The organism is Cupriavidus sp. GW821-FHT02F09 (assembly GCF_059421605.1).
Genome location: NZ_JBWKVH010000021.1, coordinates 38,570 through 59,180 on the forward strand (window position 1 = coordinate 38,570; position 20,611 = coordinate 59,180).

The following is a 20,611-nucleotide window of genomic DNA, read 5'->3' on the forward strand; positions in this document are numbered from 1 at the left end:
GCGACGGCACAAAGCGGGCCTTCGCCGCCGACAGCTTCTTAAGATAAGAAACGCGCGAACCCGCTTACCGGTTCACGCTCGGTACTAAGGGTATTCTCTATGGCGGCGGGGTCAGCATGGCCCAGGGCCATGCCGCACACCACCATTTCATCCGCCGGCAGGCGCAAGTGATTGCCGATGACCGCGTGGAACTGGGTGAACGCCGCCTGCGGACAGGTATCCAGCCCGCGCGCCCGCGCCGCCACCATGATGCTTTGCAGGAACATGCCGTAGTCCAGCCAGCTGCCCAGCTCCAGGATGCGGTCGATCGTGAAGATCATGCCCACCGGGGCACCGAAGAACGTGAAGTTGCGCGAGTGCTGCGCATGCATGCGCGCCTTGTCCTCGCGGCTGATCTGCAGCAGGCTGTACAGGTCCCAACCTACCTTGCGGCGGCGGTCAATGTACGGCGCCACCCACTCGCGTGGATAGTAGGGATACTCCTCGCGATACTTGCTGTCGCGCTGCGGATCGTCGTAAGCGGCCAGCACGTCCGCCGACAGCTTCACCTTGGCATCGCCAGTCAGCACATAGACCCGCCATGGCTGTGCGTTGGTGCCCGACGGCGCCCGGCTGGCCACGGCCAGGATCTCGTTGACCACGTCGCGCGGCACCGGCGTATCGAGAAACGCGCGCACCGAGCGGCGCGTGATGATGGCCTGATCGATCAGGGCGGCGCTCCGTTTCTGCAGCGAATCCATGGTTGTTAACTCCTCTGCGCGGGCCGGATCATGCACCGGCATCCGCGGGTTCGCACACCAGGGCCTGCAGGGCATCGCGCAACGCGGGCGGCAGCGGCACCGGGCGGCGCGTGGCGCGATCCACATAGACATGAACAAAATGGCCCTGCGCCGCAGCGACGTCTTCATCGTTACGGAACAGGCCCACTTCGTAGCGCACGCTCGAATTGCCCAGCCGCGCCACGCGCAGCCCCGCCACCACCGTGTCGGGAAAACTCAGCGCGGCAAAATAATTGCATTGCGTCTCGATCACCAGCCCGATGGTGTCGCCGGACTCGATATCCAGCACGCCCTCCCGGATCAGGTAGGTGTTCACCACGGTATCGAAATAACTGTAGTAGATGACGTTGTTGACGTGGCCATAGACGTCGTTATCCATCCAGCGCGTGGTGATGGGCTGGAAATGGCGATAGGCGCTGCGGGTATCTGCGGTCGGTTTCATCGAAAAGCGCGAAATGGGGAAATTAGCGGCGGATCACCAGCGCAACGCCACCGGCGGCCAGGGCCATGCCAAGCGCGGCCAGCGGCGGGAAGCTCTCGCCGAACAGCAGCCACGCCATGGCGGCGGTGGTCGGCGGGGTGAGATACATCAGGCTGGATACCTTGGTGGCCGCGCCTTGGCGGATCAACAGGAACAGCAGCGAGATGGCTCCGATGGACAACGCGACCACCGACCAGGCGAGCGCGCCAACCATCTCGGCATTCCACTCAACGTGACGGGTTTCGGTCAGGAACATGAACGGCAGGCAGGCCAGCGCCGCCGCCGCGAACTGGATCACCGAGCCCATGCGCAGGTCGAACATCGGGCAATGGCGTTTCTGGTACAGCGTGCCGAAGGTGATCGAGAACAAGGCGCCCAGCGCCAGCAGCAGGCTTGGCGCGGACAGCCCGCTGGCCGACAGTTTGTTTGCCACCACCAGGCCCACGCCAAGGATGCCTAGCAGCAACCCCAGCCACTGGCGCCGCCCGATGGTCTCACCCATGCGCGAGGCCGCCAGCGCGGTCAGGATCGGCTGCATGCCGACGATCAGCGCGGAGACGCCCGCCGGCATGCCGAGCTTGACCGCTGCCCACACGCCACCCAGGTAGCCCGCCTGCAGGAACAGCCCTGCCAGCGCGATGTGCCCGACCATGCGCCAGTCGGTCGCCCCGGCGCGCTGCGGCAGCGGGACGCGCGCCATCAACACGAAGGGCACCATCAGCACCAGCACACCGACAAAGCGCAGAAACAGGAAGGTCATCGGCTCCGCGTGCGGCATGCCGTACTTGGCTACGATGAATCCCGTGCTCCAGATCACGACGAACAGCCACGGCATGGCGGCCATCCACAAGGTGCCGCGTGCCACGTGGGCCTGGCTGGTTGCACTCATCGTTGCGCCTTCTCCGTATCGCCAGTGGGCAGGATCGCACCTGCACCCGCACCTGCACCAGCGGCGTCCGGCTTGTCGCGCCGGGCATAGCGTTCGTGATATTGCGCGGCGAGTGCGATGGTCTGCGCATGCACCGCGACGGTATTCTCGATCTGGTTGCCGTAGCCGCCGGCCATGGCCACGGCAATGGGCAGGCCGCGTTCCAGGGCCGCGTCAAACACCAGGCAGTCGCGCCGGGCCAGCCCGGCCAGCGTCAGTTTCAGGCGTCCAAGCCGGTCGCCCTCATGCGGATCGGCCCCGGCTAGATAAATGAGCAGGTCGGGAGCGAAACGCGCGAACAGCGTATCGAGTGCGCCCTGAAGCGCTTGGGCGTAAACCTCGTCGTCGCAGCCATCGGGCAGGCCCACGTCGAGATCGCTGGCCTCCTTGCGGAAGGGATAGTTTTTCTCGCCATGCAAGGACAGCGTGAAGACGAAGGGATCGTCACGCAGGATGGAGGCGGTGCCGTTGCCCTGGTGCACGTCGAGGTCGACCACGGCCACGCGCGCCACCCGGCCGTCGCCACGCAATTGGCGCGCGGCGATGGCCGCGTCGTTGAAGACACAGAAGCCACCGCCCTTATCGGCATAGGCGTGGTGCGTGCCGCCCGCCAGGTTGACCGAGATACCCTCACGCAGCGCTACGCGGCAGGCCTCGATGGTGGCACCAGCGGAGCGCCGCGAGCGCTCGACCATGGCGTCCGACCACGGAAAGCCAATCTCGCGCTGGCGCGCCGGGTCCAGTTCGCCCAGGGAGACGCTCGCGACATATTCAGGCGTGTGCGCCAGCAGCAAGGCATCGTCCCCGGCCCGCGGCGCCTCGACCAGCACCAGCCCTGGCACGTCGCGCTCGACCGTCTCCCTCAACATGCTGTACTTGCGCATCGGGAAGCGGTGGCCCTCAGGTAGGGGCAGGACAAAATGATCGGCGTAAAAAGCGAGCATGAGGGCAAACATAGGCGGGCGGCCGGTCGCGGCAACTTGGCCGTGGTGCATCGGCCGGCGGGTTGCGCCCTTGGGAGACGGCGATTCCGGCAGACCGCGATGGTAGCACTGTGCTGGCTCCAGGGTGCGCGGCCCCTCCCGTCCCTCCTCCCTGCAAGGTGCCGGGCGTGGCACGCCTGCCGATGCTACGCTGCCAAAATGTGACAGCGCACCGACTTCAACAACAGTTATTTGTGCAATGCACAAGAAGCCCTTGACACCGTTTTTCTTTTCCCTACAATTGGAATTGTTGCGGCGCACCATCGATTTTGCAGAGCAAGCGGAGCGCGCCGATAACCCCCTTACGCCTGGGGCTGGCTGACGAGAAAACAGGTTTAACCTTGATTTCGTCATGGCTTTGACATCTGGGCGGCCTAATTTTGCATGACCTTGAACTTCATTATTGGAGACCAGCATGAGCTTCACCCCGGAACAAGTCGCCGCAGCGCAAAAAGCCAACCTCGAAACCCTGTTTGGCCTGACCACCAAAGCTTTTGAAGGCATCGAAAAGCTGGTCGAGCTGAACCTGCAAGTCGTCAAGGCCACGTTCGCTGAAAACGTGGACAACGCCAAGAAGGCCCTCTCGGCCAAGGACGCCCAGGAATTCCTGGCCCTCCAGACCTCGCTGGTCCAGCCGGTTGCCGAAAAGGCCCTGGCCTACAGCCGCCACGTGTACGAAATCGCCTCGGAAACCCAGGCTGAATTCACCAAGGTCGCCGAAGCCCAGCTGGCCGAGAACTCGAAGAAGGTGCAAACCCTGGTCGAGAACCTCGCCAAGAACGCCCCGGCCGGCTCCGAGTCGACCGTTGCCATCGTGAAGTCCGCGATCAGCGCCGCCAACAACGCTTACGAGTCGGTCCAGAAGGCCACCAAGCAAGCTGTTGAAATCGCTGAGACCAACTTCCAGGCAGCCGCCAGCGCCGCCACCAAGGCCGCACAGCAAGCCAGCGCCACGGCTCGCACCGCGACCAAGAAGGCCACCACCGCCGCCTAATCCGCGACGGCAGGAAACGGACCGGCTTCGGCCGGTTCGTTGGCAAAGCGCGCCTGGCATGGCCAGCGCATTTTGCCAACGAAGGCAGCACGGAAGGCTACCCAAGCCGCCCTGCCTCCTACGGTGTCTCCTCGGTATCTGGTTTCCATGTATTCCAATATCGATTCATTCCCGGCCATGCGCCGGGATTTTTTTGCCCGCGACACATGGGCAAGCGGACACACTGACACACGCCCTCCCCTGTGCAAGCAAGCTTTGACCGGCGTAGCCGCAAGCGTACGCGGAAAAAATCTGGCGGTTAATTGCGGATCGAGATGTAAAAAGGCCCGCCATACGGCGGGCCTCCCTCGTGTCGCTAACGTCCGGGCTTAGCGCTTGCGCGGCGGCGGGACGTCGGTGCAGACACCTTCGTAGATTTCGGCTGCCATGCCGATGGATTCGCCCAGCGTCGGATGCGGGTGGATGGTCTTGCCGATATCCACCGCATCGGCACCCATCTCGACTGCCAGGCAGACTTCGCTGATCAGGTCGCCGGCATGCATGCCAACGATGCCCCCGCCGATGATCCGGTGGGTTTCCTCGTCGAAGATCAGCTTGGTAAAGCCTTCGTCGCGGCCATTGGCGATAGCACGGCCGGAAGCTGCCCACGGGAACACGCTCTTGCTGTACTTGATCCCCTGCGCCTTGCACTGGTCTTCGGTCACGCCGGCCCAGGCCACTTCCGGATCGGTGTAGGCCACCGACGGAATCTGCTTGACATCAAAGTAGGCCTTCTCGCCGTGCGCGGCTTCCGCTGCCACGTGCGCTTCGTGCACCGCCTTGTGGGCCAGCATGGGCTGGCCCACGATGTCGCCGATAGCGAAGATGTGCGGCACATTGGTGCGCATCTGCTTGTCGACGTCGATAAAGCCGCGATCCGTGACCGCCACCCCCGCCTTCTCCGCGCCGATGCGCTTGCCGTTGGGCACGCGGCCCACCGACACCAGCACCAGGTCGTAGCGTTGCGGCTCGGCCGGCGCCTGTTCGCCTTCGAACTTGACGTAGATGCCGTCCGGCTTCGCTTCCACGCCGACCGTCTTGGTCTTGAGCATGACCTTGTCGAAGCGCTTCTTGTTCATCTTGTCCCAGACCTTGACCAGGTCGCGGTCGGCGCCCTGCATCAGGCCATCGAGCATTTCCACCACGTCGATGTTGGCGCCCAGCGTGCTGTACACCGTGGCCATTTCCAGCCCGATGATGCCACCGCCGATGACCAGCATCTTGTTGGGCACTTCCGGCAGTTCCAGCGCGCCGGTGGAGTCGACGATACGTGGGTCCTCGGGGATGAAAGGCAACTTGACTGCCTGGCTGCCGGCGGCGATGACGGCTTTTTCGAAGCGGATCACCGTCTTCTTGCCTGTCGTCGCCTTGGCGCCGCCTTCGGTTTCCTGCACCTCGAGGTGATGCGGGTCGAGGAAGGTGCCGATACCGCGCACGACCTGTACCTTGCGGGCCTTGGCCATGCCGGCCAGGCCGCCGGTCAGCTTGCCGACCACCGTTTCCTTGTAGTGGCGCAGCCCGTCGAGGTCGATCTTGGCCTCGCCGAACAGGATGCCGTGGGCCGCCAGGGCCTTGGCTTCGTCGATCACGGCGGCGTTGTGCAGCAGCGCCTTCGAGGGGATGCAGCCCACATTCAGGCAGACGCCGCCGAGCGTGCTGTAGCGCTCGACCAGCACGGTGTTCATGCCGAGATCGGCGCTGCGGAAGGCGGCCGAGTAGCCACCAGGGCCGGCGCCGAGCACCAGCATGTCGCAGGTAATATCCGCGCTGCCCGCATGCGCGGCGGCCACGGGAGCCGCAGCCGGAGCTGGAGCCGCCGCGGGCGCGGATGCCTGCGCAGGCGCGGGCGCAGGGACCGGCGCGGCCGCCGGCTTGGCCGCGGCTTCGCTCTCCAGCGTGCAGATGACGGCGCCCTTGGCGACCTTGTCGCCCACCTTGACGCGCACCTCCACCACCTTGCCGGCGGCGGATGACGGCACATCCATGCTGGCCTTGTCGGACTCGAGCACGATCAGCGACTGCTCCTGCTCGACCGTATCGCCAGCCTTGACCAGCACCTCGATGACTTCCACCGCGTCGAAATCGCCGATATCCGGCACCTGGACTTCGATCACACTCATGTTTTGCTCCTCAAGAACGCACTCCGCTTCAGATGCGGGGCGCGCCATCGTTATTGGTTGCTCCGTCGCCAGCCATGTCAGCCAGTTGCACCACCTGCACCTCGACCGGGCCTGCCGAACTCTTGTCGAACTCCACCCCTGCATCCACCCCGATCCGCGCGATCTCGCGGGCAGCCAGGCCCGGCTGGTCGTAGACCGCGTGCATGGCGCCCAACGCGTAGTTGCGCCCCGAGCCAATGCCCCAGAAGCGATCGAACGAGAAGACTTCGCGGTATGAATACACGCCGAAGATGCCGGCCGGATTGGCAATCAGGCAGACGATCTGCGAGGACTCGTAAGGATCGTCCTCGTCCTCCTTGGTGTTGATGAAATACTCGTTCTTGAGTTTTTCATGCACCTTGAGGAAGGTCCGGAAGACGTCATCGCGCGAACCCAGCCGGCAATCCTCGCCCAGCCCGGCCAACAGGCTGCGCATGACCGGGAAGTGCGCGGTGGTGCCGGCGAGCGCCACGAAGCTGTCACCCACCGGGAACACCTTCTGGTTGCGCTCGTAGGCGCGCGTGAGCCGGGTGTCGCCAAACGTCACCAGCGCGTCGGCGGCAATCGCCACTTCGCCGGCCTTCTTGACGACAACGCAGGTAGTCATGGGCTCGCTTCCTGTTTGCAGGTTGCAGACGTTGCAGGTAAGGGCGCGCATGGCCGCGAGGCCGGGCGCGCCCTGCCCGCCTTACAGCAGGATGCGGCGGAAATCGGCCAGTAACTGACCGAAATAGGTGTTGAAGCGAGCCGCTTCCGCACCGTCGATGACGCGGTGATCCCACGACAGCGACAGCGGCAGCGTCAGGCGTGGCACGAACTGCTTACCATCCCACACCGGCTTCTGGTACGACTTGCACACGCCCATGATGGCCACTTCCGGCGCGTTGATGATCGGCGTGAAATACGTGCCGCCGATGCCGCCCAGCGAGGAGATCGAGAAGCAGCCGCCTTGCATCTGGTCCGGCTTGAGCTTGCCGTCGCGCGCCAGCTTGGCCAGTTCGTTCATTTCCTGGCCGATCTCGATCACGCCCTTCTTGTCGGCGTTCTTGATCACCGGCACAACCAGGCCGTTCGGCGTGTCAGCGGCGAAACCGATGTTGAAATACTGCTTCAGCACCAGGTTCTCGCCATCGAGCGAGGCGTTGAAATTCGGGAATTTCTTCAGCGCGGCGACGGTGGCCTTGATCATGAAGGCCAGCATGGTGACTTTGACGCCTTGCTTCTCGTATTCCTTGTTGAGCTGCACGCGGAAGGCTTCCAGCTCGGTGATGTCGGCCTCGTCGTGATTGGTGACGTGGGGAATCATCACCCAGTTGCGATGCAGGTTCGCGCCCGAGAGCTTCTTGATGCGCGACAGTGGCTTGCTTTCGACCTCGCCGAAACGGGTGAAATCCACCTTCGGCCACGGCAGCAGGTTCAGCTCGCCACCACCAGCCGGGGCAGCGGCTGCCTTTGCCGGGGCTGCGGCCTGACCGCTCATCACGCCCTTGACGTAGGCCTGCACGTCGTCCTGGGTGATCCGCCCCTTGGGGCCGGTGCCCGGCACGCGCGACACATCCACACCCAGCTCACGCGCGAACTTGCGCACGGAGGGGCTGGCATGGGCAGCGGTGCCGGTCACGCCGGCTACCGGAGCAGCCGCGGCGGGCGCGGCCGCAGGGACCGGGGCCGGAGCGCTGGCTGCGGGAGCGGGAGCGGCAGCCGGAGCAGCAGCAGCCGGGGCAGCAGCGGCAGGCGCGCTGGCCGGAGCACCGGCGGCGCCTTCGAGAATCAGGATCAGCGTGCCTTCGGCGACGTTGTCACCGACCTTGATCCGGACTTCCTTGACCACCCCGGCGGCCGGCGACGGCACGTCCATGGTGGCCTTGTCGGACTCCAGCGTCACCAGCGCGTCTTCGGCGTTGATGGTGTCGCCCGGCTTGACGTGGACTTCGATCACCGGGACCGAGTCGTAGTCGCCGATGTCCGGCACCTTGACCTCGACCGGGCCTGCGGCAGCGGCCGGCGCGGGAGCGCTGGCTGCCGCCGGGGCCGGGGCCGGCGTCGGGGCGGGAGCAGGCGCGGCGGCGGCGGCTGCGGGAGCCGGTGCGGCTGCGGCCGGTGCGGGCGCGGCGGCAGCCGCACCGGCAGGCTCCAGCATCACCAGCACGGTGCCTTCGGCGACGTTGTCGCCAATCTTGATCCTGACTTCCTTGACTGTGCCGCCCTGGGGCGAAGGCACGTCCATCGTGGCCTTGTCCGATTCCAGGGTCACCAGCGCGTCTTCCGCGTTGATGGTGTCGCCCGGTTTCACGTGCACTTCGATGACGGGAACGGCGTCGTAATCGCCGATATCCGGCACCTTGATTTCAATCGCTTGACTCATTCAGTGTCTCCTGGGCAGGCCAGCGCGCACGACAAACACGAGCGTGTGAGGTTACCCTCACCGCCGTGATCTGTCACGCCGCCGCGCCGCAAGGCGCCGGGAATCAGCCCGGCGCCCGCGCACGCGGCATTGCCGCTCCTGCGGGGGTTCGTGCAGTCGGCCTGCTTAGACCGACATCGGGTTCGGCTTGTTGGGGTCGAGGTTGTACTTCTTGATGGCTTCGGCCACCTTGTCGCGACCGATGGCACCTTCGTCAGCCAGCGCCTTCAGTGCAGCCAGCGTCACCCAGTGACGGTCCACCTCGAAGAAGTGGCGCAGCTTCTCGCGGGTGTCCGAGCGGCCGAAACCGTCGGTGCCCAGCACCACGAAACGACGCGGCACGAAGGGACGGATCTGGTCGACAAAGGCGCGCACGTAATCGGTCGAGGCGATCACCGGGCCGCGCACCGACTTGAGGCTCTTGGTCACGTGCGACTCGCGTTGCGGCTCGCTCGGGTGCAGCAGGTTCCAACGCTCCACGTCGTGGCCTTCGCGGGCCAGTTCGGTAAAGCTCGGGCAACCCCACAGGTCCGATTCCACGCCCCAGTCCTTCTTGAGCAGGTCGGCAGCGGCGATCACCTCGCGGAAGATCGTGCCCGAACCCAGCAGCTGCACACGCGGCGCATTGCTGTTTTCCACGCCCTTCTTGAACTGGTACATGCCCTTGACGATGTCGCCCTCTACGCCAGCCGGCATTTCCGGATGCTCGTAGTTCTCGTTCATCACCGTCAGGTAGTAGTAGACGTCTTCCTGCTCGGCGTACATGCGGCGCAGGCCGTCCTGCATGATCACCGCCAGCTCGTACTGGAAGGTCGGGTCATACGAGATGCAGTTCGGGATCACGGCATGGAACACATGCGAGTGGCCGTCTTCGTGCTGCAGGCCTTCGCCGTTGAGCGTGGTGCGGCCCGAGGTGCCGCCCAGCAGGAAGCCGCGCGAGCGCATGTCGGCGGCCGCCCAGCACAGGTCGCCGATACGCTGGATGCCGAACATCGAGTAATAGATGTAGAACGGGATCATCTGGATGCCGTGCGTCGAGTACGACGTGGCGGCGGCGATCCAGTCGCACATGGCGCCGGCTTCGTTGATGCCTTCCTGCAGCACCTGGCCAGTCTGCGATTCCTTGTAGAACATCAGCTGGTCGTGGTCTTCCGGCACGTACTTCTGGCCTTGCTGGTTCCAGATGCCGATCTGGCGGAACAGGCCTTCCATGCCGAAGGTACGCGACTCGTCGGGCACGATGGGCACCACGTGCTTGCCGATCTGCTTGTCCTTGAGCAGCGTGTTCAGGATCCGTACGAAGGCCATGGTGGTGGACACTTCACGGCCTTCACTGGTGGCCTTGAGCAGCGCGTCGAAGGCGGACAGCTCAGGCACCTTCAGGGCCTCTGCCTTCTGGCGGCGGGCCGGCAGGTAGCCGCCCAGGTCCATGCGGCGGGCGCGCATGTATTCCAGTTCCTTCGAGCCTTCCTCGAAGGTGATGTACGGCACTTCCTCGATCTTGTCGTCGGAGACCGGGATGTTGAACTGGTCGCGGAAGCGGCGGATCGCGTCCACCGGCATCTTCTTTTGCTGGTGGCTGATGTTCATGGCCTGGCCGGCATCGCCCATGCCATAGCCCTTGATGGTCTTGGCCAGGATCAGCGTGGGCTGGCCCTTGTGTTCGTTGGCGGCGCTATAGGCGGCGTAGATCTTGTGCGGATCGTGGCCACCACGGTTCAGGCGCCAGATGTCCTCGTCGGACCAGTCGGCCACCATCGCCTTGAGCTCAGGGGTATTGAAGAAATGCTCGCGCACGTAGGCGCCGTCCTTGGCCTTGAAGGTCTGGTACTCGCCGTCCACGCAATCCATCATGCGCTTCATCAGCAGGCCCTTCTTGTCGCGTGCCAGCAGCTGGTCCCAGCGGCTGCCCCACACCACCTTGATCACGTTCCAGCCGGCGCCGCGGAACTCGGATTCGAGTTCCTGGATGATCTTGCCGTTGCCGCGCACCGGGCCATCCAGGCGCTGCAGGTTGCAGTTGATCACGAACACCAGGTTGTCCAGCTTCTCGCGCCCGGCCATGCCGATGGCGCCCAGCGATTCCGGCTCATCGGTCTCGCCGTCGCCCAGGAAGGCCCAGACCTTGCGGCCTTCGGTCTGCACCAGGCCGCGGCTGTGCAGGTACTTCATGAAGCGGGCCTGGTAGATGGCCATGATCGGGCCCAGGCCCATCGACACCGTCGGGAATTGCCAGAAGTCCGGCATCAGCCACGGGTGCGGGTAGGACGAGATGCCCTTGCCGTCGACTTCCTGGCGGAAGCTGTCGAGTTGTTCCGTGCTCAGGCGGCCGAGCAGGAAGGCGCGCGAATACACGCCCGGGGCCGAGTGGCCCTGCACGAACACCAGGTCGCCGCCGTGTTTCTCGGACGGAGCGTGCCAGAAGTGGTTGTAGCCGACGTCATACAGCGTGGCCGCCGAGGCAAACGAGGAAATATGGCCGCCAACGTTGGTGTGCTTGTTGGCGCGCAGCACCATCGCCATGGCGTTCCAGCGGGTGTACGAGCGGATGCGGTGCTCGATGTCCTGGTCGCCGGGAATGCGGGCCTGCTGCTCCACCGGGATGGTGTTGATGTACTGCGTTTCAGCGTGGAACGGCTGGGTGACGCCGTTCACGCGTGCGTATTCGATCTGCTTGTCGATCAGGAAGGCGGCCCTGTCGGTGCCTTCGGCGGCGATCACGCCCTGCAGGGCATCAAGCCACTCGTGGGTTTCCTGGGGATCGGCGTCGTTGGCGCTGCTTGCGCCGAGGATCTGCTCTGGTACAGCTGACATGACTGTCTCCTGGTGAATTCCTGCCTCGGTGCCCCCTGATTCTTGTGGTGGGAGCCCCGGCCTGACGGTGTGACTACGGTACGGCGCGCGGGCCGCGAGTGTCTTCGCACGGTCCTTCGCTAGCGCTTCGCCCGGGCTTGCCAGCGAGGCTGGCAGGACCGGACGCAGCACTGCCGTCCGCACTTTTCGGTCGGACCGATTCTATGGAAGCACATTGGGCAAGACAAGCCTAATTTTCAAATTGCGATATGGTTTCTTACAATGCGAAATATTGCGGCAGCGCACCACAAAACTGCGCCAGCCCTTGCCACCAAACGCCGCCGACCCGCCGCGCCTTCGGCAGGAATGCCGCAGTGCCGCATTGGCGCTTACCCCAAGCGACGGGGCGCCGCAATCCCGCTACACTGGTCGGTCAGTCGTCAATCCCACCATGCCGTCCCTCAAAGATTTCTTTTCCCACCTCCGCGCCGCAGTCGTCCCTCCCTCCGCTTCCGGCTCCGCCAAGGCGAGCGGCAGCGACCCTACGCTGGTCGCCCCGCCCAACCCGCTGACGCCCCTCGATACGCTTGGCCACGTGGACGAGCCCGCCGCCGTCAACGGGCCGCCGCGCGGATTGTGGTGGCTGCGCTGGCGCAACCTGGTGGCGACCAGCTGGTTCATGTTCATCCCGCTGATAGCGATCGTGCTGTTCACGGTGGCGATGGGCGTGATCCTGTGGTCGCTCCATGAAACCGAGCGCCAGCAGCAACGCGACGCGCTTTATCGCGACGCTGCCTGGGCCCAGCAGCGCGTGCGCCTGTCCCTGCTGAGCAACCAGGACCAGCTAGCCTCGCTGGCGCGCGACATCGCCGCCGCCCAGCTGGACCAGGGCGCCTACCGCACCGCCGCGCAGGAAATCCTGCGCGAGAACCCGGAAATCGTCTTCGTCAACTGGCTGGATGCGACCCGGCGCGGGCGCTGGTCGCTGCCGTCCACCTCCGAATTCGCCAGCCGGCTGCGCGAAACCCAGGACCAGCCGCTGGAGCCCGAGGTGCTCGATACCTTCGACGCAGCGCGCGAAACCCAGCGCGTGGTGTACTCGCGCCCGCTGGTCAACGACCGCGGCGACAGCTTCATGCTGATGGAGGTGCCGATCGTACGGGACAACGAGTTCCTCGGCACCCTCGGCGCGCTTTACTCCATCAACGGCATCCTGACCCACCTGCTGCCGCCGGAGCTGACCGAGCGCTACCGCTTCTCGCTGATCGACAAGAACAACCAGATCCGCGCCAGCACTTCGTTGCGGCCGGTGCCGGGCAACGCGCTGTCCTACGAGGTGCTGCTGGACCCGCCGGGGCACTCGTTGTCGCTGCGCGCCGACGCCTACCCGCCCGCCTCCAACCTGCCCAACAACATGCTGCTGTGGCTGGTGGTGGGGCTGTCGTGCTTCCTGCTGTGGAGCCTGTGGAGCATGTGGCGCCACACCAGCCGGCGCTCCGAGGCGCAGCGCGCCTTGCTGGCTGAGACGTCGTTTCGCCGCGCGATGGAAAACTCGATGCTGATCGGATTGCGCGCACTCGACCTGAATGGCCGCATCACTTACGTCAATCCCGCCTTCTGCCGCATGACCGGCTGGCAGGACAGCGACCTGGTCGGCCGCGTGCCGCCCTTCCCTTATTGGCCGCCCAATGACCATCAGGAGATGCAAAAGCAGATCGACCTGACGTTGCAGGGCAAATCCCCGGCCAGCGGCTATGAGATGCGCGCCATGCGGCGCGACGGCAGCAGCTTCTACGCCCGCATGTATGTCTCGCCGCTGGTGGACAGCCGCGGCAGGCACACCGGCTGGATGGCCTCGATGACGGATATCACCGAGCCCAAGCGCGCCCGCGAGGAGCTCGCCGCCGCCCACGACCGTTTCACCACGGTGCTGGAAAGCCTGGACGCCGCGGTGTCCGTGCTGGCCACCGACAAGCCCGAGCTGCTGTTCGCCAACCGCTATTACCGCCAGCTGTTCGGCTGGGAAGCCGAGGGCCACCTGAAGCTGGCCGGCGGCGAGGTCGACAAGGAGCAGGTCTCCAGCGACGCCACCGACTTCGTCGACGCCTACGCCGGCCTGCCAGCCTCGGAGCTGATGCCCTACTCCTCGGACGCGCGGGAAGTCTTCGTGCCCGACATGCAGAAATGGTTCGAAGTGCGCCGCCGCTACATTCAGTGGGTCGACGGCCATCTGGCGCAGATGCAGATCGCCACCGATATCACGGTGCGCAAGGCCGCCGAGGAAATGGCGCGCCAGCATGAGGAACGGCTGCAGTTCACCAGCCGCCTGACCACCATGGGCGAGATGGCGTCGTCGCTCGCGCACGAGCTGAACCAGCCGCTGGCGGCCATCAACAACTACTGCATGGGCGCGGTGGCCCGGCTGCGCTCCGGGCGCAGCACCGCCGAGGACCTGATCCCGATCCTGGAGAAGACCTCGGCGCAGGCCGTGCGCGCCGGCACCATCATCAGCCGCATCCGGGGCTTCGTGAAGCGCAGCCAGCCCCAGCGCCGCGAAGCCGCCCTGCACGACATCGTGGCCGACGCGGTCGGGCTGGCCGACCTGGAGGCCACCCGCCGCCGCGTCACCATCCTGACCCGGCTGCCGGCGCCGCCGGTGGTGCTGTTCGTCGATCCGGTGCTGATCGAGCAGGTGCTGGTCAACCTGCTTAAGAACGCCGTCGAGGCCATGGCCGGGCTGCCGGCGCTGCGCGCCACCGGCGTGGTGCGCCTGCACGCGCGCATCGAGCCGGGCGAGATCGGCCCGAACATGCGCATCGACGTGATCGACCAGGGCCCTGGCGTTGACGAAGCCACGAAAGAACGCCTGTTTGAACCGTTCTTCAGCACCAAGTCCGACGGCATGGGCATGGGCCTGAATATCTGCCGCTCCATCATCGAGTCCCACCAGGGGCGCCTGTGGGTAGAGAACAATGCCGACGGCATCGGCTGCACGTTCAAGATCATGCTGCCGCTGCAGCCGGCGCTGATCGACCAATAACCGACCAATAAGGCGCCGGGCGGGCCGCCCGGCATTGCCAAGACAGGATCAGGCGCGCCAGGGCCGCCCCTGTCGCTTGCCGCCCGGCCCGGTTACACTTGGCGGCAAATGACTTTGATGTCCCAGGAGACTTCATGACCGTAACGCCAAACCCCACCTCCCACCGCGGCGAGACCGTCTTCATCGTCGACGACGATGAAGCCATGCGCGACTCGCTGACCTGGCTGCTGGAGGGCAATGGCTACCAGGTTCGCAGCTTTACCAGCGCCGAACAGTTCCTTTCCGCCTACGACTCGGGCCAGGTCTCCTGCCTGATCCTGGACGTGCGGATGCCGGGCATGAGCGGGCCCGAGCTGCAGGAACGCATGATCGCGGAGAACATCAATATCCCGATCGTCTTCATCACCGGCCACGGCGACGTGCCGATGGCAGTCTCCACCATGAAGAAGGGCGCAATCGACTTCATCGAAAAGCCGTTCGATGAGTCCGAACTGCGATCGCTGGTGGAGCGCATGCTGCAAAAGGCCCGCACCGACCATTCCGCCGCCCGCGAGCAGCGCGCCGCCAAGGACCTGCTGGGCAAGCTCACCACGCGCGAGCAGCAGGTGCTGGAGCGCATCGTGGCCGGCCGGCTGAACAAGCAGATTGCCGACGACCTGGGCATTTCCATCAAGACCGTGGAGGCGCACCGCGCCAACATCATGGAAAAGCTCAACGTCAACACCGTGGCCGACCTGCTGCGCCTGGCCCTGTCCAAAAACAGCTGAAGCAACAGCCGAAACAGCCGAGCCGGCGCCGAAGCCCCCCGCCGAGCTTGCGGGGGGGTGCCAGCTCAACGCCCGAGGTACTCCTCGTCGCGAAAGGTCACGACCCATTGCGGCTTGTAGACCACGAACACCGCCACCAGCATGCCCGTGAGAAAGGCCTCGCCAAACGCCAGGATCAGCACGGCGGTCAGCGTATCGGGCAGCGACAGCACCCCGTCGCCCACGCTGTAGCTACGCCAGACCGCGCGCGCCGCCCCCGCGCCCAGGGCGGCCAGCCCGGCGGCAAAGTAGCCATGGCCGAGGATGAACACAAAGGGATGGCGCGGCAGCAGCCGGCGCATGGCCCCCTGCAGCGCGGCCGACAACAAGGCGGGCAACAACCCCATCCAGACATAGCGCGGCCATAGCGCCGCCCAGTCCAGCCGGGCCCAGGTGTCGCCAGCCAGGTAGCCCAGCCCCAGGAACGACACCAGATCCACCACGAACAGCGACAGCAGGGCCAGCGGCAGCCCGAACAGGGTCACCATCAGGGTGGCGCCGAACAGCTGGATCGCCAGCCCGCCCGGCAGCGTCGCACGGGCCGTCCATAGCAGCGCCAGCAGCACCAGCGCGCCCAGCCAGCCGTGCTGCAAATCGTCGCGCTGCAGCAGTTGCCAAGGCCGGCGGCTCAGCGCCCAGGCCATGGCGGCCAGGCTGAGCACGATGAGGACAGCTGGTTCGGCCGCGGCGGCCATGGCGAAAGGGTTCGGGGCATCCATGCGGCCATGCTACCAGCGCCCTACTCTCCTGCGCCCCGGGTTGCGTCAACCTTTATAATTCCGCTTTGACCACCTCCAGCTCTCCAGCGCCCATCCCCATGCCAGCCCAACTCATCGACGGCAACGCCCTTGCCAAGCAACTCCGCACCGAAGCCGCCCAGCGCGCCGCCCGCCTGACCGAACGCGGCCACCGGCCCGGCCTGGCCGTGGTCCTGGTGGGCGAAGACCAGGCTAGCCAGGTTTATGTGCGCAACAAGGTCAAGGCCTGCGACGACAATGGCTTCCATTCCTCGCTCGACCGCTACCCCGCCGACCTGTCCGAGGCCGACCTGCTGGCCCGCATCGACGCCCTGAACCGCGACCCGCACATCCACGGCATCCTGGTGCAGTTGCCGCTGCCCAAGCATATCGACAGCCACAAAGTGCTCGAAGCGATCGCCCCGGAAAAAGACGTGGACGGCTTCCACGTGGCCAATGCCGGCGCCCTGATGACCGGCGCCCCGCTGTTCCGCCCGTGCACGCCCTATGGCTGCATGAAGATGCTGGAATCGGTCGATTTCCCGCTGCGCGGCGCCCGCGCGGTGGTGGTCGGCGCCTCCAATATCGTCGGCAAGCCGATGGCGATGCTGCTGCTGCAGGCCGGCGCCACCGTCACCATCTGCAACAGCAAGACGCGTGACCTGGGCGCCCATACGCGCGACGCGGACGTGATCGTGGCCGCCGTGGGCCGGCGCAACATCATCACCGCTGACATGGTCAAGCCCGGGGCGGCCGTGATCGACGTGGGCATGAACCGCGACGACAATGGCAAGCTGTGCGGCGATGTCGACTTCAACGGCGTCAAGGAAGTGGCCGGCTACATCACCCCTGTGCCGGGCGGCGTTGGCCCGATGACCATTACGATGCTGCTGATCAATACGCTGGAAGCCGCCGAGCGCGCGGCCGGCTGAACGTCGTATCGGCCTGCCGCGGACAGCGCCGGCGCCTTGCGCGCCGGGTGCTGCCTGGCACTGGAAATCCCGCTGCCCCGCCCCAATGTGCGGGGCATTGCCCTTACTGGCCCTGCCAAGAGAGACGTCATGGACCAAGCCGCCAACCAAGCCAACGCTGCAAATCACGCAAACGGCGACAATCCGCTGCTGGATTTCACCGACCTGCCGCGTTTCTCCGAGATCCGCCCCGAGCACATCGGCCCGGCGCTGGACGTGCTGCTGGCGACCGCGCAAGCCGCCGTCGACCGTGCCGAAGACCCGGCCACCGAAGCCACGTGGGCCAATGCCGTGGAAGCGCTGGAAGCCGCCACCGAGCCGCTGGGACGCGCCTGGGGCGTGGTGGGTCACCTGAGCGCGGTGGCGGATACGCCGCCCTTGCGCCAGGCGCATAGCGACAACCTGCCGCGCATGACCGAGTTCTGGTCGTCGCTGGGCCAGAGCCTGGCGCTCTATGACAAGTACAAGGCAATCGCCGCGAGCCCCGAATTCGCCACCATGAGCGCGGCTCGGCGCCAACTGATGGAAAACGAGTTGCGCGGTTTCCGCCTGGGCGGCGCGGAACTGCCCGAAGACAAGAAGCCCCGCTTTGCCGCGATCCAGGAGCAGCAGGCCCAGTTGTCCAAGGCCTTCTCCGACCACGTGCTCGATGCCACCAATGCCTACGCGCTGCTGATCGAGGACGAAAGCCGTCTGAGCGGCATCCCGGAAGACGCGCTGGAAGCCGCGCGCCATGCCGCTGAAAAGGACGGCAAGCCGGGCTGGAAATTCACCCTGCACTTCCCCTCCTACTTCCCGGTGCTGCAATACGCGGACGACCGCGCGCTGCGCCAGACCATGTACGAGGCCAGCGTCACCCGCGCCTCGGAACTGGCTGAGCAGTACGGCCAGGGCAAGGCCGAGTGGGACAACACGGCCAATATGCGCGAGCAGCTCGCGCTGCGCCGCGAAGAAGCGCAGTTGCTCGGCTACGCCTCCTTCGGCGAGGTCTCGCTGGTGCCCAAGATGGCAGAATCCCCGGCCGAAGTGCTGCGCTTTCTGGACGAACTGGCCGCCAAAGCGCGTCCGTATGCCGAGAAGGACTGGGACGAGCTCAAGGCATTCGCCGCAAGCGAGCTGGGCCTGAGCGACCTCTCGCCCTGGGACGTGGCCTACGCGTCGGAAAAGTTGCGCGAGCAGCGCTACGCCTTCTCCGAGCAGGAGGTAAAGCAATACTTCCCCGAGCCGCAGGTGCTCAAGGGCTTGTTCAGCGTGGTGGAGAAGCTGTTCTCGGTGCGCATCGAAGCCGACCAGGCCCAGACGTGGCACGAAGACGCGCGCTTCTTCCGCGTGGTATCGCCCGAGGGCGAGCTGCTGGCGCAGTTCTACATCGACCTTTACGCCCGCGAAGGCAAGCGCGGCGGCGCGTGGATGGATGATGCCCGAGGCCGCAAGCTGCTGGACGGCGGCCGTGTGCAAACCCCGGTGGCCTACTTGACCTGCAACTTCACGGCGCCGGTGGGCGGCAAGCCCGCGATCTTCACCCACGACGAAGTGATCACGCTGTTCCACGAATTCGGCCATGGCCTGCACCATATGCTCACCCAGGTGGGCGAGCTGGGCGTGTCCGGCATCAATGGCGTGGAATGGGATGCCGTTGAGCTGCCCTCGCAGTTCATGGAGAACTTCTGCTGGGAGTACGAAGTGCTGGCCGACATGACCGCGCACGTCGACACCGGCGAGCCGCTGCCGCGCGAGCTGTTCGAGCGCATGCTGGCCGCGAAGAACTTCCAGAACGGCATGATGACGCTGCGCCAGATCGTGTTCTCGTCGTTCGACATGCACCTGCACACCAGCTTCGACCCCGCGGGCGAGAAGTCCGTGCTGGCGCTGTCCAGGGAGATCAACGATCGCGCCCATGTGGTGCCGCAGCACCCGCTGTCACGCTGGCCGAACACCTTCAGCCATATCTTTGCCGGCGGCTATGCGGCGGGCTACTACAGCTACAAGTGGGCCGAAGTGCTGTCCGCCGACGTCTATGCGGCCTTCGAGGAAGCCGCGAAGCTCTCCGGCACCGTGCTCGACGCCGAGACCGGCGCACGCTACCGCAGGGAAATCCTGTCGGTGGGCGGCAGCCGCCCGGCCATGGAATCGTTCACCGCGTTCCGCGGCCGCGCGCCGCAGATTGACGCACTGCTGCGGCACGGCGGCATGGCGGTGGCTTAACGCAGCACGTCGTTAATAGAAGAATAGAAGAGGTTAAGCGGCTCGGTCTGAGCCGCTTTTTTCATGGCGGCTCGCGCGTGCAATGCAGGTGGTCGACAGCAACGCGCAGCCCCCGCTCACCGCAATCGCCACCGAGTAACTGCCGTAGGCATCGAAGAGCCAGCCGGCGAGGCTGCCGCCCGCCATCGCGGCAATGCCCACCGCGATGTACAACCCCCCAAGGATCGCCCCGAGGTTTGCCGTGCCGAACCAGGTCGCAGCGAGCGCCGGGTACAAGGAGATGCAACCGCCGTTGGCCGCACCGAACAGGACAGCAAACAGCGCCAGCGCCGGGAAGCTTGTGGCCCCAAGCCACACGCCGTTGAGCAGCGCGAGCATCAGCGTCAGGCACATGAGCAGCCGCCCGGGACCCAGCCTGTCGCCGAGCCCGCCCAGCAACAGGCGCCCCAGGATATTGCCGGCGCCCACCAGCCCGATCAGCAGATTCCCGGCCGTGGAAGACAAGCCATGCTGCCGCGCGTACGGATGGATATGGACCAGCGCGGCGAACAGGCCAACCGAGCCCAGCAGGATGGCGCCGAAGTACCACCAGAATCGCCCGCCGCGCACGGCCTGCGCCAAGCTGAGCCCGGATGGCGGGGGAGAATGGGCAACGCCAGGCGCCGCAGGCGCGCCATCGGGATACAGGCCGGCCTCTTCCGGGCGCCCCTTTAGCAGCATTGCCATTGCCAACCCGACCACGGCGATGGCCAGCGCGAAGCAACGCATTGTCGCCTGCCAGCTCATATGCTCCATCAGCAGGCCCGCCACCACCGGTCCGATGAACGTGCCAAGCCCGGTGCCCGCCAGCGCAAGGCCCGACGCCCGGCTGCGATGCCTGACGAACCAGCGCTGCACCGCCGTCACCGCCGGCACGTAGACCAGGCCTACACCCAGGCCCACCAGCGAGCAGAAGGCCACCAGGAACCCCGCCAGCGAATCCGTGACGACGCTGGCGATGGCAAATCCCAGCGCCAGCGAGACAATGCCCATCGCAATGACCCGGCGGGTGGAGATACGGTCGGCCAGGGACCCGGAGAATACGCCCACCACGTAGTAAATCAGCGCGGTGAATGAGAATACGGAAGCCGCCGACGAACTGCCCACCCCGAAGCCTTCCTGGATACTCGCGAAAAATGCGCCAAACGAGTACGCGGCGCCAAATATCAGCGCCAGCAGCACGTGCGTCGCGCCAACCACATACCAGCCCGGGAATATGTTCATCCCCGCATTCCCCCTTGCGCTCACCTTTG

The 20,611-nt window shown here is 65.6% G+C and carries 15 protein-coding genes; 5 read left to right on the top strand and 10 right to left on the bottom strand.

Annotated features, from left to right (window positions below; genetic code table 11):
* Positions 1-38: 38 nt before the first annotated feature.
* From AC07XB_RS22355 to AC07XB_RS22370, 4 genes are read right to left on the bottom strand one after another with little or no spacing between them, the layout of a single operon-like run.
* The gene (locus AC07XB_RS22355; RefSeq protein WP_492375934.1) at positions 39-740 is read right to left on the bottom strand and encodes a nitroreductase; all 702 of its coding nucleotides are present in this window, start codon (positions 738-740) and stop codon (positions 39-41) included.
* A 28-nt stretch (positions 741-768) separates the two neighbouring features.
* Positions 769-1,221: an acyl-CoA thioesterase gene (locus AC07XB_RS22360; RefSeq protein WP_150987792.1), complete on the bottom strand. Its 453-nt coding sequence runs from the start codon at positions 1,219-1,221 to the stop codon at positions 769-771.
* A 22-nt stretch (positions 1,222-1,243) separates the two neighbouring features.
* Positions 1,244-2,149, bottom strand: a complete 906-nt coding sequence (locus AC07XB_RS22365; protein WP_492826797.1) for a DMT family transporter — start codon at positions 2,147-2,149, stop codon at positions 1,244-1,246.
* Positions 2,146-3,132, bottom strand: a complete 987-nt coding sequence (locus AC07XB_RS22370) for a histone deacetylase family protein (protein WP_492826799.1) — start codon at positions 3,130-3,132, stop codon at positions 2,146-2,148. The genes AC07XB_RS22365 and AC07XB_RS22370 overlap by 4 nt, the downstream gene beginning before the upstream one ends.
* Positions 3,133-3,586: 454 nt before the next feature.
* On the opposite strand from AC07XB_RS22370, the gene phaP1 reads away from it, so the two are divergent.
* Positions 3,587-4,165: a TIGR01841 family phasin PhaP1 gene (phaP1, locus tag AC07XB_RS22375; RefSeq protein ID WP_150987801.1), complete on the top strand. Its 579-nt coding sequence runs from the start codon at positions 3,587-3,589 to the stop codon at positions 4,163-4,165.
* A 368-nt stretch (positions 4,166-4,533) separates the two neighbouring features.
* Here the strand turns inward: phaP1 and lpdA are convergent, their stop codons facing one another.
* The 4 genes from lpdA to aceE all read right to left on the bottom strand — a co-directional run bounded on the left by lpdA (position 4,534) and on the right by aceE (position 11,581).
* Positions 4,534-6,324, bottom strand: a complete 1,791-nt coding sequence (lpdA, locus tag AC07XB_RS22380) for a dihydrolipoyl dehydrogenase (protein WP_492826801.1) — start codon at positions 6,322-6,324, stop codon at positions 4,534-4,536.
* Between the two features lie 28 nt (positions 6,325-6,352).
* Positions 6,353-6,970: an Ntn hydrolase family protein gene (locus AC07XB_RS22385; RefSeq protein ID WP_150987807.1), complete on the bottom strand. Its 618-nt coding sequence runs from the start codon at positions 6,968-6,970 to the stop codon at positions 6,353-6,355.
* An 81-nt stretch (positions 6,971-7,051) separates the two neighbouring features.
* Positions 7,052-8,728 carry a dihydrolipoyllysine-residue acetyltransferase gene (aceF, locus tag AC07XB_RS22390; protein WP_493688094.1) on the bottom strand — a complete coding sequence of 559 codons (1,677 nt, stop codon included), beginning with the start codon at positions 8,726-8,728 and terminating at the stop codon, positions 7,052-7,054.
* 165 nt (positions 8,729-8,893) lie between these two features.
* Positions 8,894-11,581: a pyruvate dehydrogenase (acetyl-transferring), homodimeric type gene (aceE, locus tag AC07XB_RS22395; protein WP_492375929.1), complete on the bottom strand. Its 2,688-nt coding sequence runs from the start codon at positions 11,579-11,581 to the stop codon at positions 8,894-8,896.
* Between the two features lie 430 nt (positions 11,582-12,011).
* Between aceE and AC07XB_RS22400 the strand changes: the two genes are divergently transcribed.
* Together AC07XB_RS22400 and AC07XB_RS22405 are read left to right on the top strand one after the other, a co-directional pair.
* Positions 12,012-14,600 carry a PAS domain S-box protein gene (locus tag AC07XB_RS22400; RefSeq protein ID WP_492807689.1) on the top strand — a complete coding sequence of 863 codons (2,589 nt, stop codon included), beginning with the start codon at positions 12,012-12,014 and terminating at the stop codon, positions 14,598-14,600.
* A 134-nt stretch (positions 14,601-14,734) separates the two neighbouring features.
* Positions 14,735-15,367, top strand: coding sequence for a response regulator transcription factor (locus AC07XB_RS22405; protein WP_006155997.1), 633 nt, complete (start codon positions 14,735-14,737; stop codon positions 15,365-15,367).
* 65 nt (positions 15,368-15,432) lie between these two features.
* Here AC07XB_RS22405 and AC07XB_RS22410 read toward each other — a convergent pair whose 3' ends face one another.
* The gene (locus AC07XB_RS22410) at positions 15,433-16,125 is read right to left on the bottom strand and encodes a hypothetical protein (RefSeq protein WP_492807691.1); all 693 of its coding nucleotides are present in this window, start codon (positions 16,123-16,125) and stop codon (positions 15,433-15,435) included.
* 98 nt (positions 16,126-16,223) lie between these two features.
* Here AC07XB_RS22410 and folD point away from each other — a divergent pair, with 98 nt between their 5' ends.
* Both folD and AC07XB_RS22420 read left to right on the top strand, forming a co-directional pair.
* On the top strand, positions 16,224-17,075 hold the full coding sequence (gene folD / locus AC07XB_RS22415) for a bifunctional methylenetetrahydrofolate dehydrogenase/methenyltetrahydrofolate cyclohydrolase FolD (RefSeq protein WP_043345220.1): 852 nt from the start codon (positions 16,224-16,226) through the stop codon (positions 17,073-17,075).
* A 129-nt stretch (positions 17,076-17,204) separates the two neighbouring features.
* The gene (locus AC07XB_RS22420; protein WP_492830867.1) at positions 17,205-19,319 is read left to right on the top strand and encodes a M3 family metallopeptidase; all 2,115 of its coding nucleotides are present in this window, start codon (positions 17,205-17,207) and stop codon (positions 19,317-19,319) included.
* 33 nt (positions 19,320-19,352) lie between these two features.
* Here the strand turns inward: AC07XB_RS22420 and AC07XB_RS22425 are convergent, their stop codons facing one another.
* Positions 19,353-20,582, bottom strand: a complete 1,230-nt coding sequence (locus AC07XB_RS22425; protein WP_492376227.1) for an MFS transporter — start codon at positions 20,580-20,582, stop codon at positions 19,353-19,355.
* Positions 20,583-20,611: the final 29 nt, after the last annotated feature.

Coding starts and splice junctions, on each gene's coding strand:
- AC07XB_RS22355 (WP_492375934.1), bottom strand. CDS start 740: ATGGATTCGCTGCAGAAACGGAGCGCCGCCCTGATCGATCAGGCCATC.
- AC07XB_RS22360 (WP_150987792.1), bottom strand. CDS start 1,221: ATGAAACCGACCGCAGATACCCGCAGCGCCTATCGCCATTTCCAGCCC.
- AC07XB_RS22365 (WP_492826797.1), bottom strand. CDS start 2,149: ATGAGTGCAACCAGCCAGGCCCACGTGGCACGCGGCACCTTGTGGATG.
- AC07XB_RS22370 (WP_492826799.1), bottom strand. CDS start 3,132: ATGCTCGCTTTTTACGCCGATCATTTTGTCCTGCCCCTACCTGAGGGC.
- phaP1 (WP_150987801.1), top strand. CDS start 3,587: ATGAGCTTCACCCCGGAACAAGTCGCCGCAGCGCAAAAAGCCAACCTC.
- lpdA (WP_492826801.1), bottom strand. CDS start 6,324: ATGAGTGTGATCGAAGTCCAGGTGCCGGATATCGGCGATTTCGACGCG.
- AC07XB_RS22385 (WP_150987807.1), bottom strand. CDS start 6,970: ATGACTACCTGCGTTGTCGTCAAGAAGGCCGGCGAAGTGGCGATTGCC.
- aceF (WP_493688094.1), bottom strand. CDS start 8,728: ATGAGTCAAGCGATTGAAATCAAGGTGCCGGATATCGGCGATTACGAC.
- aceE (WP_492375929.1), bottom strand. CDS start 11,581: ATGTCAGCTGTACCAGAGCAGATCCTCGGCGCAAGCAGCGCCAACGAC.
- AC07XB_RS22400 (WP_492807689.1), top strand. CDS start 12,012: ATGCCGTCCCTCAAAGATTTCTTTTCCCACCTCCGCGCCGCAGTCGTC.
- AC07XB_RS22405 (WP_006155997.1), top strand. CDS start 14,735: ATGACCGTAACGCCAAACCCCACCTCCCACCGCGGCGAGACCGTCTTC.
- AC07XB_RS22410 (WP_492807691.1), bottom strand. CDS start 16,125: ATGGATGCCCCGAACCCTTTCGCCATGGCCGCCGCGGCCGAACCAGCT.
- folD (WP_043345220.1), top strand. CDS start 16,224: ATGCCAGCCCAACTCATCGACGGCAACGCCCTTGCCAAGCAACTCCGC.
- AC07XB_RS22420 (WP_492830867.1), top strand. CDS start 17,205: ATGGACCAAGCCGCCAACCAAGCCAACGCTGCAAATCACGCAAACGGC.
- AC07XB_RS22425 (WP_492376227.1), bottom strand. CDS start 20,582: ATGAACATATTCCCGGGCTGGTATGTGGTTGGCGCGACGCACGTGCTG.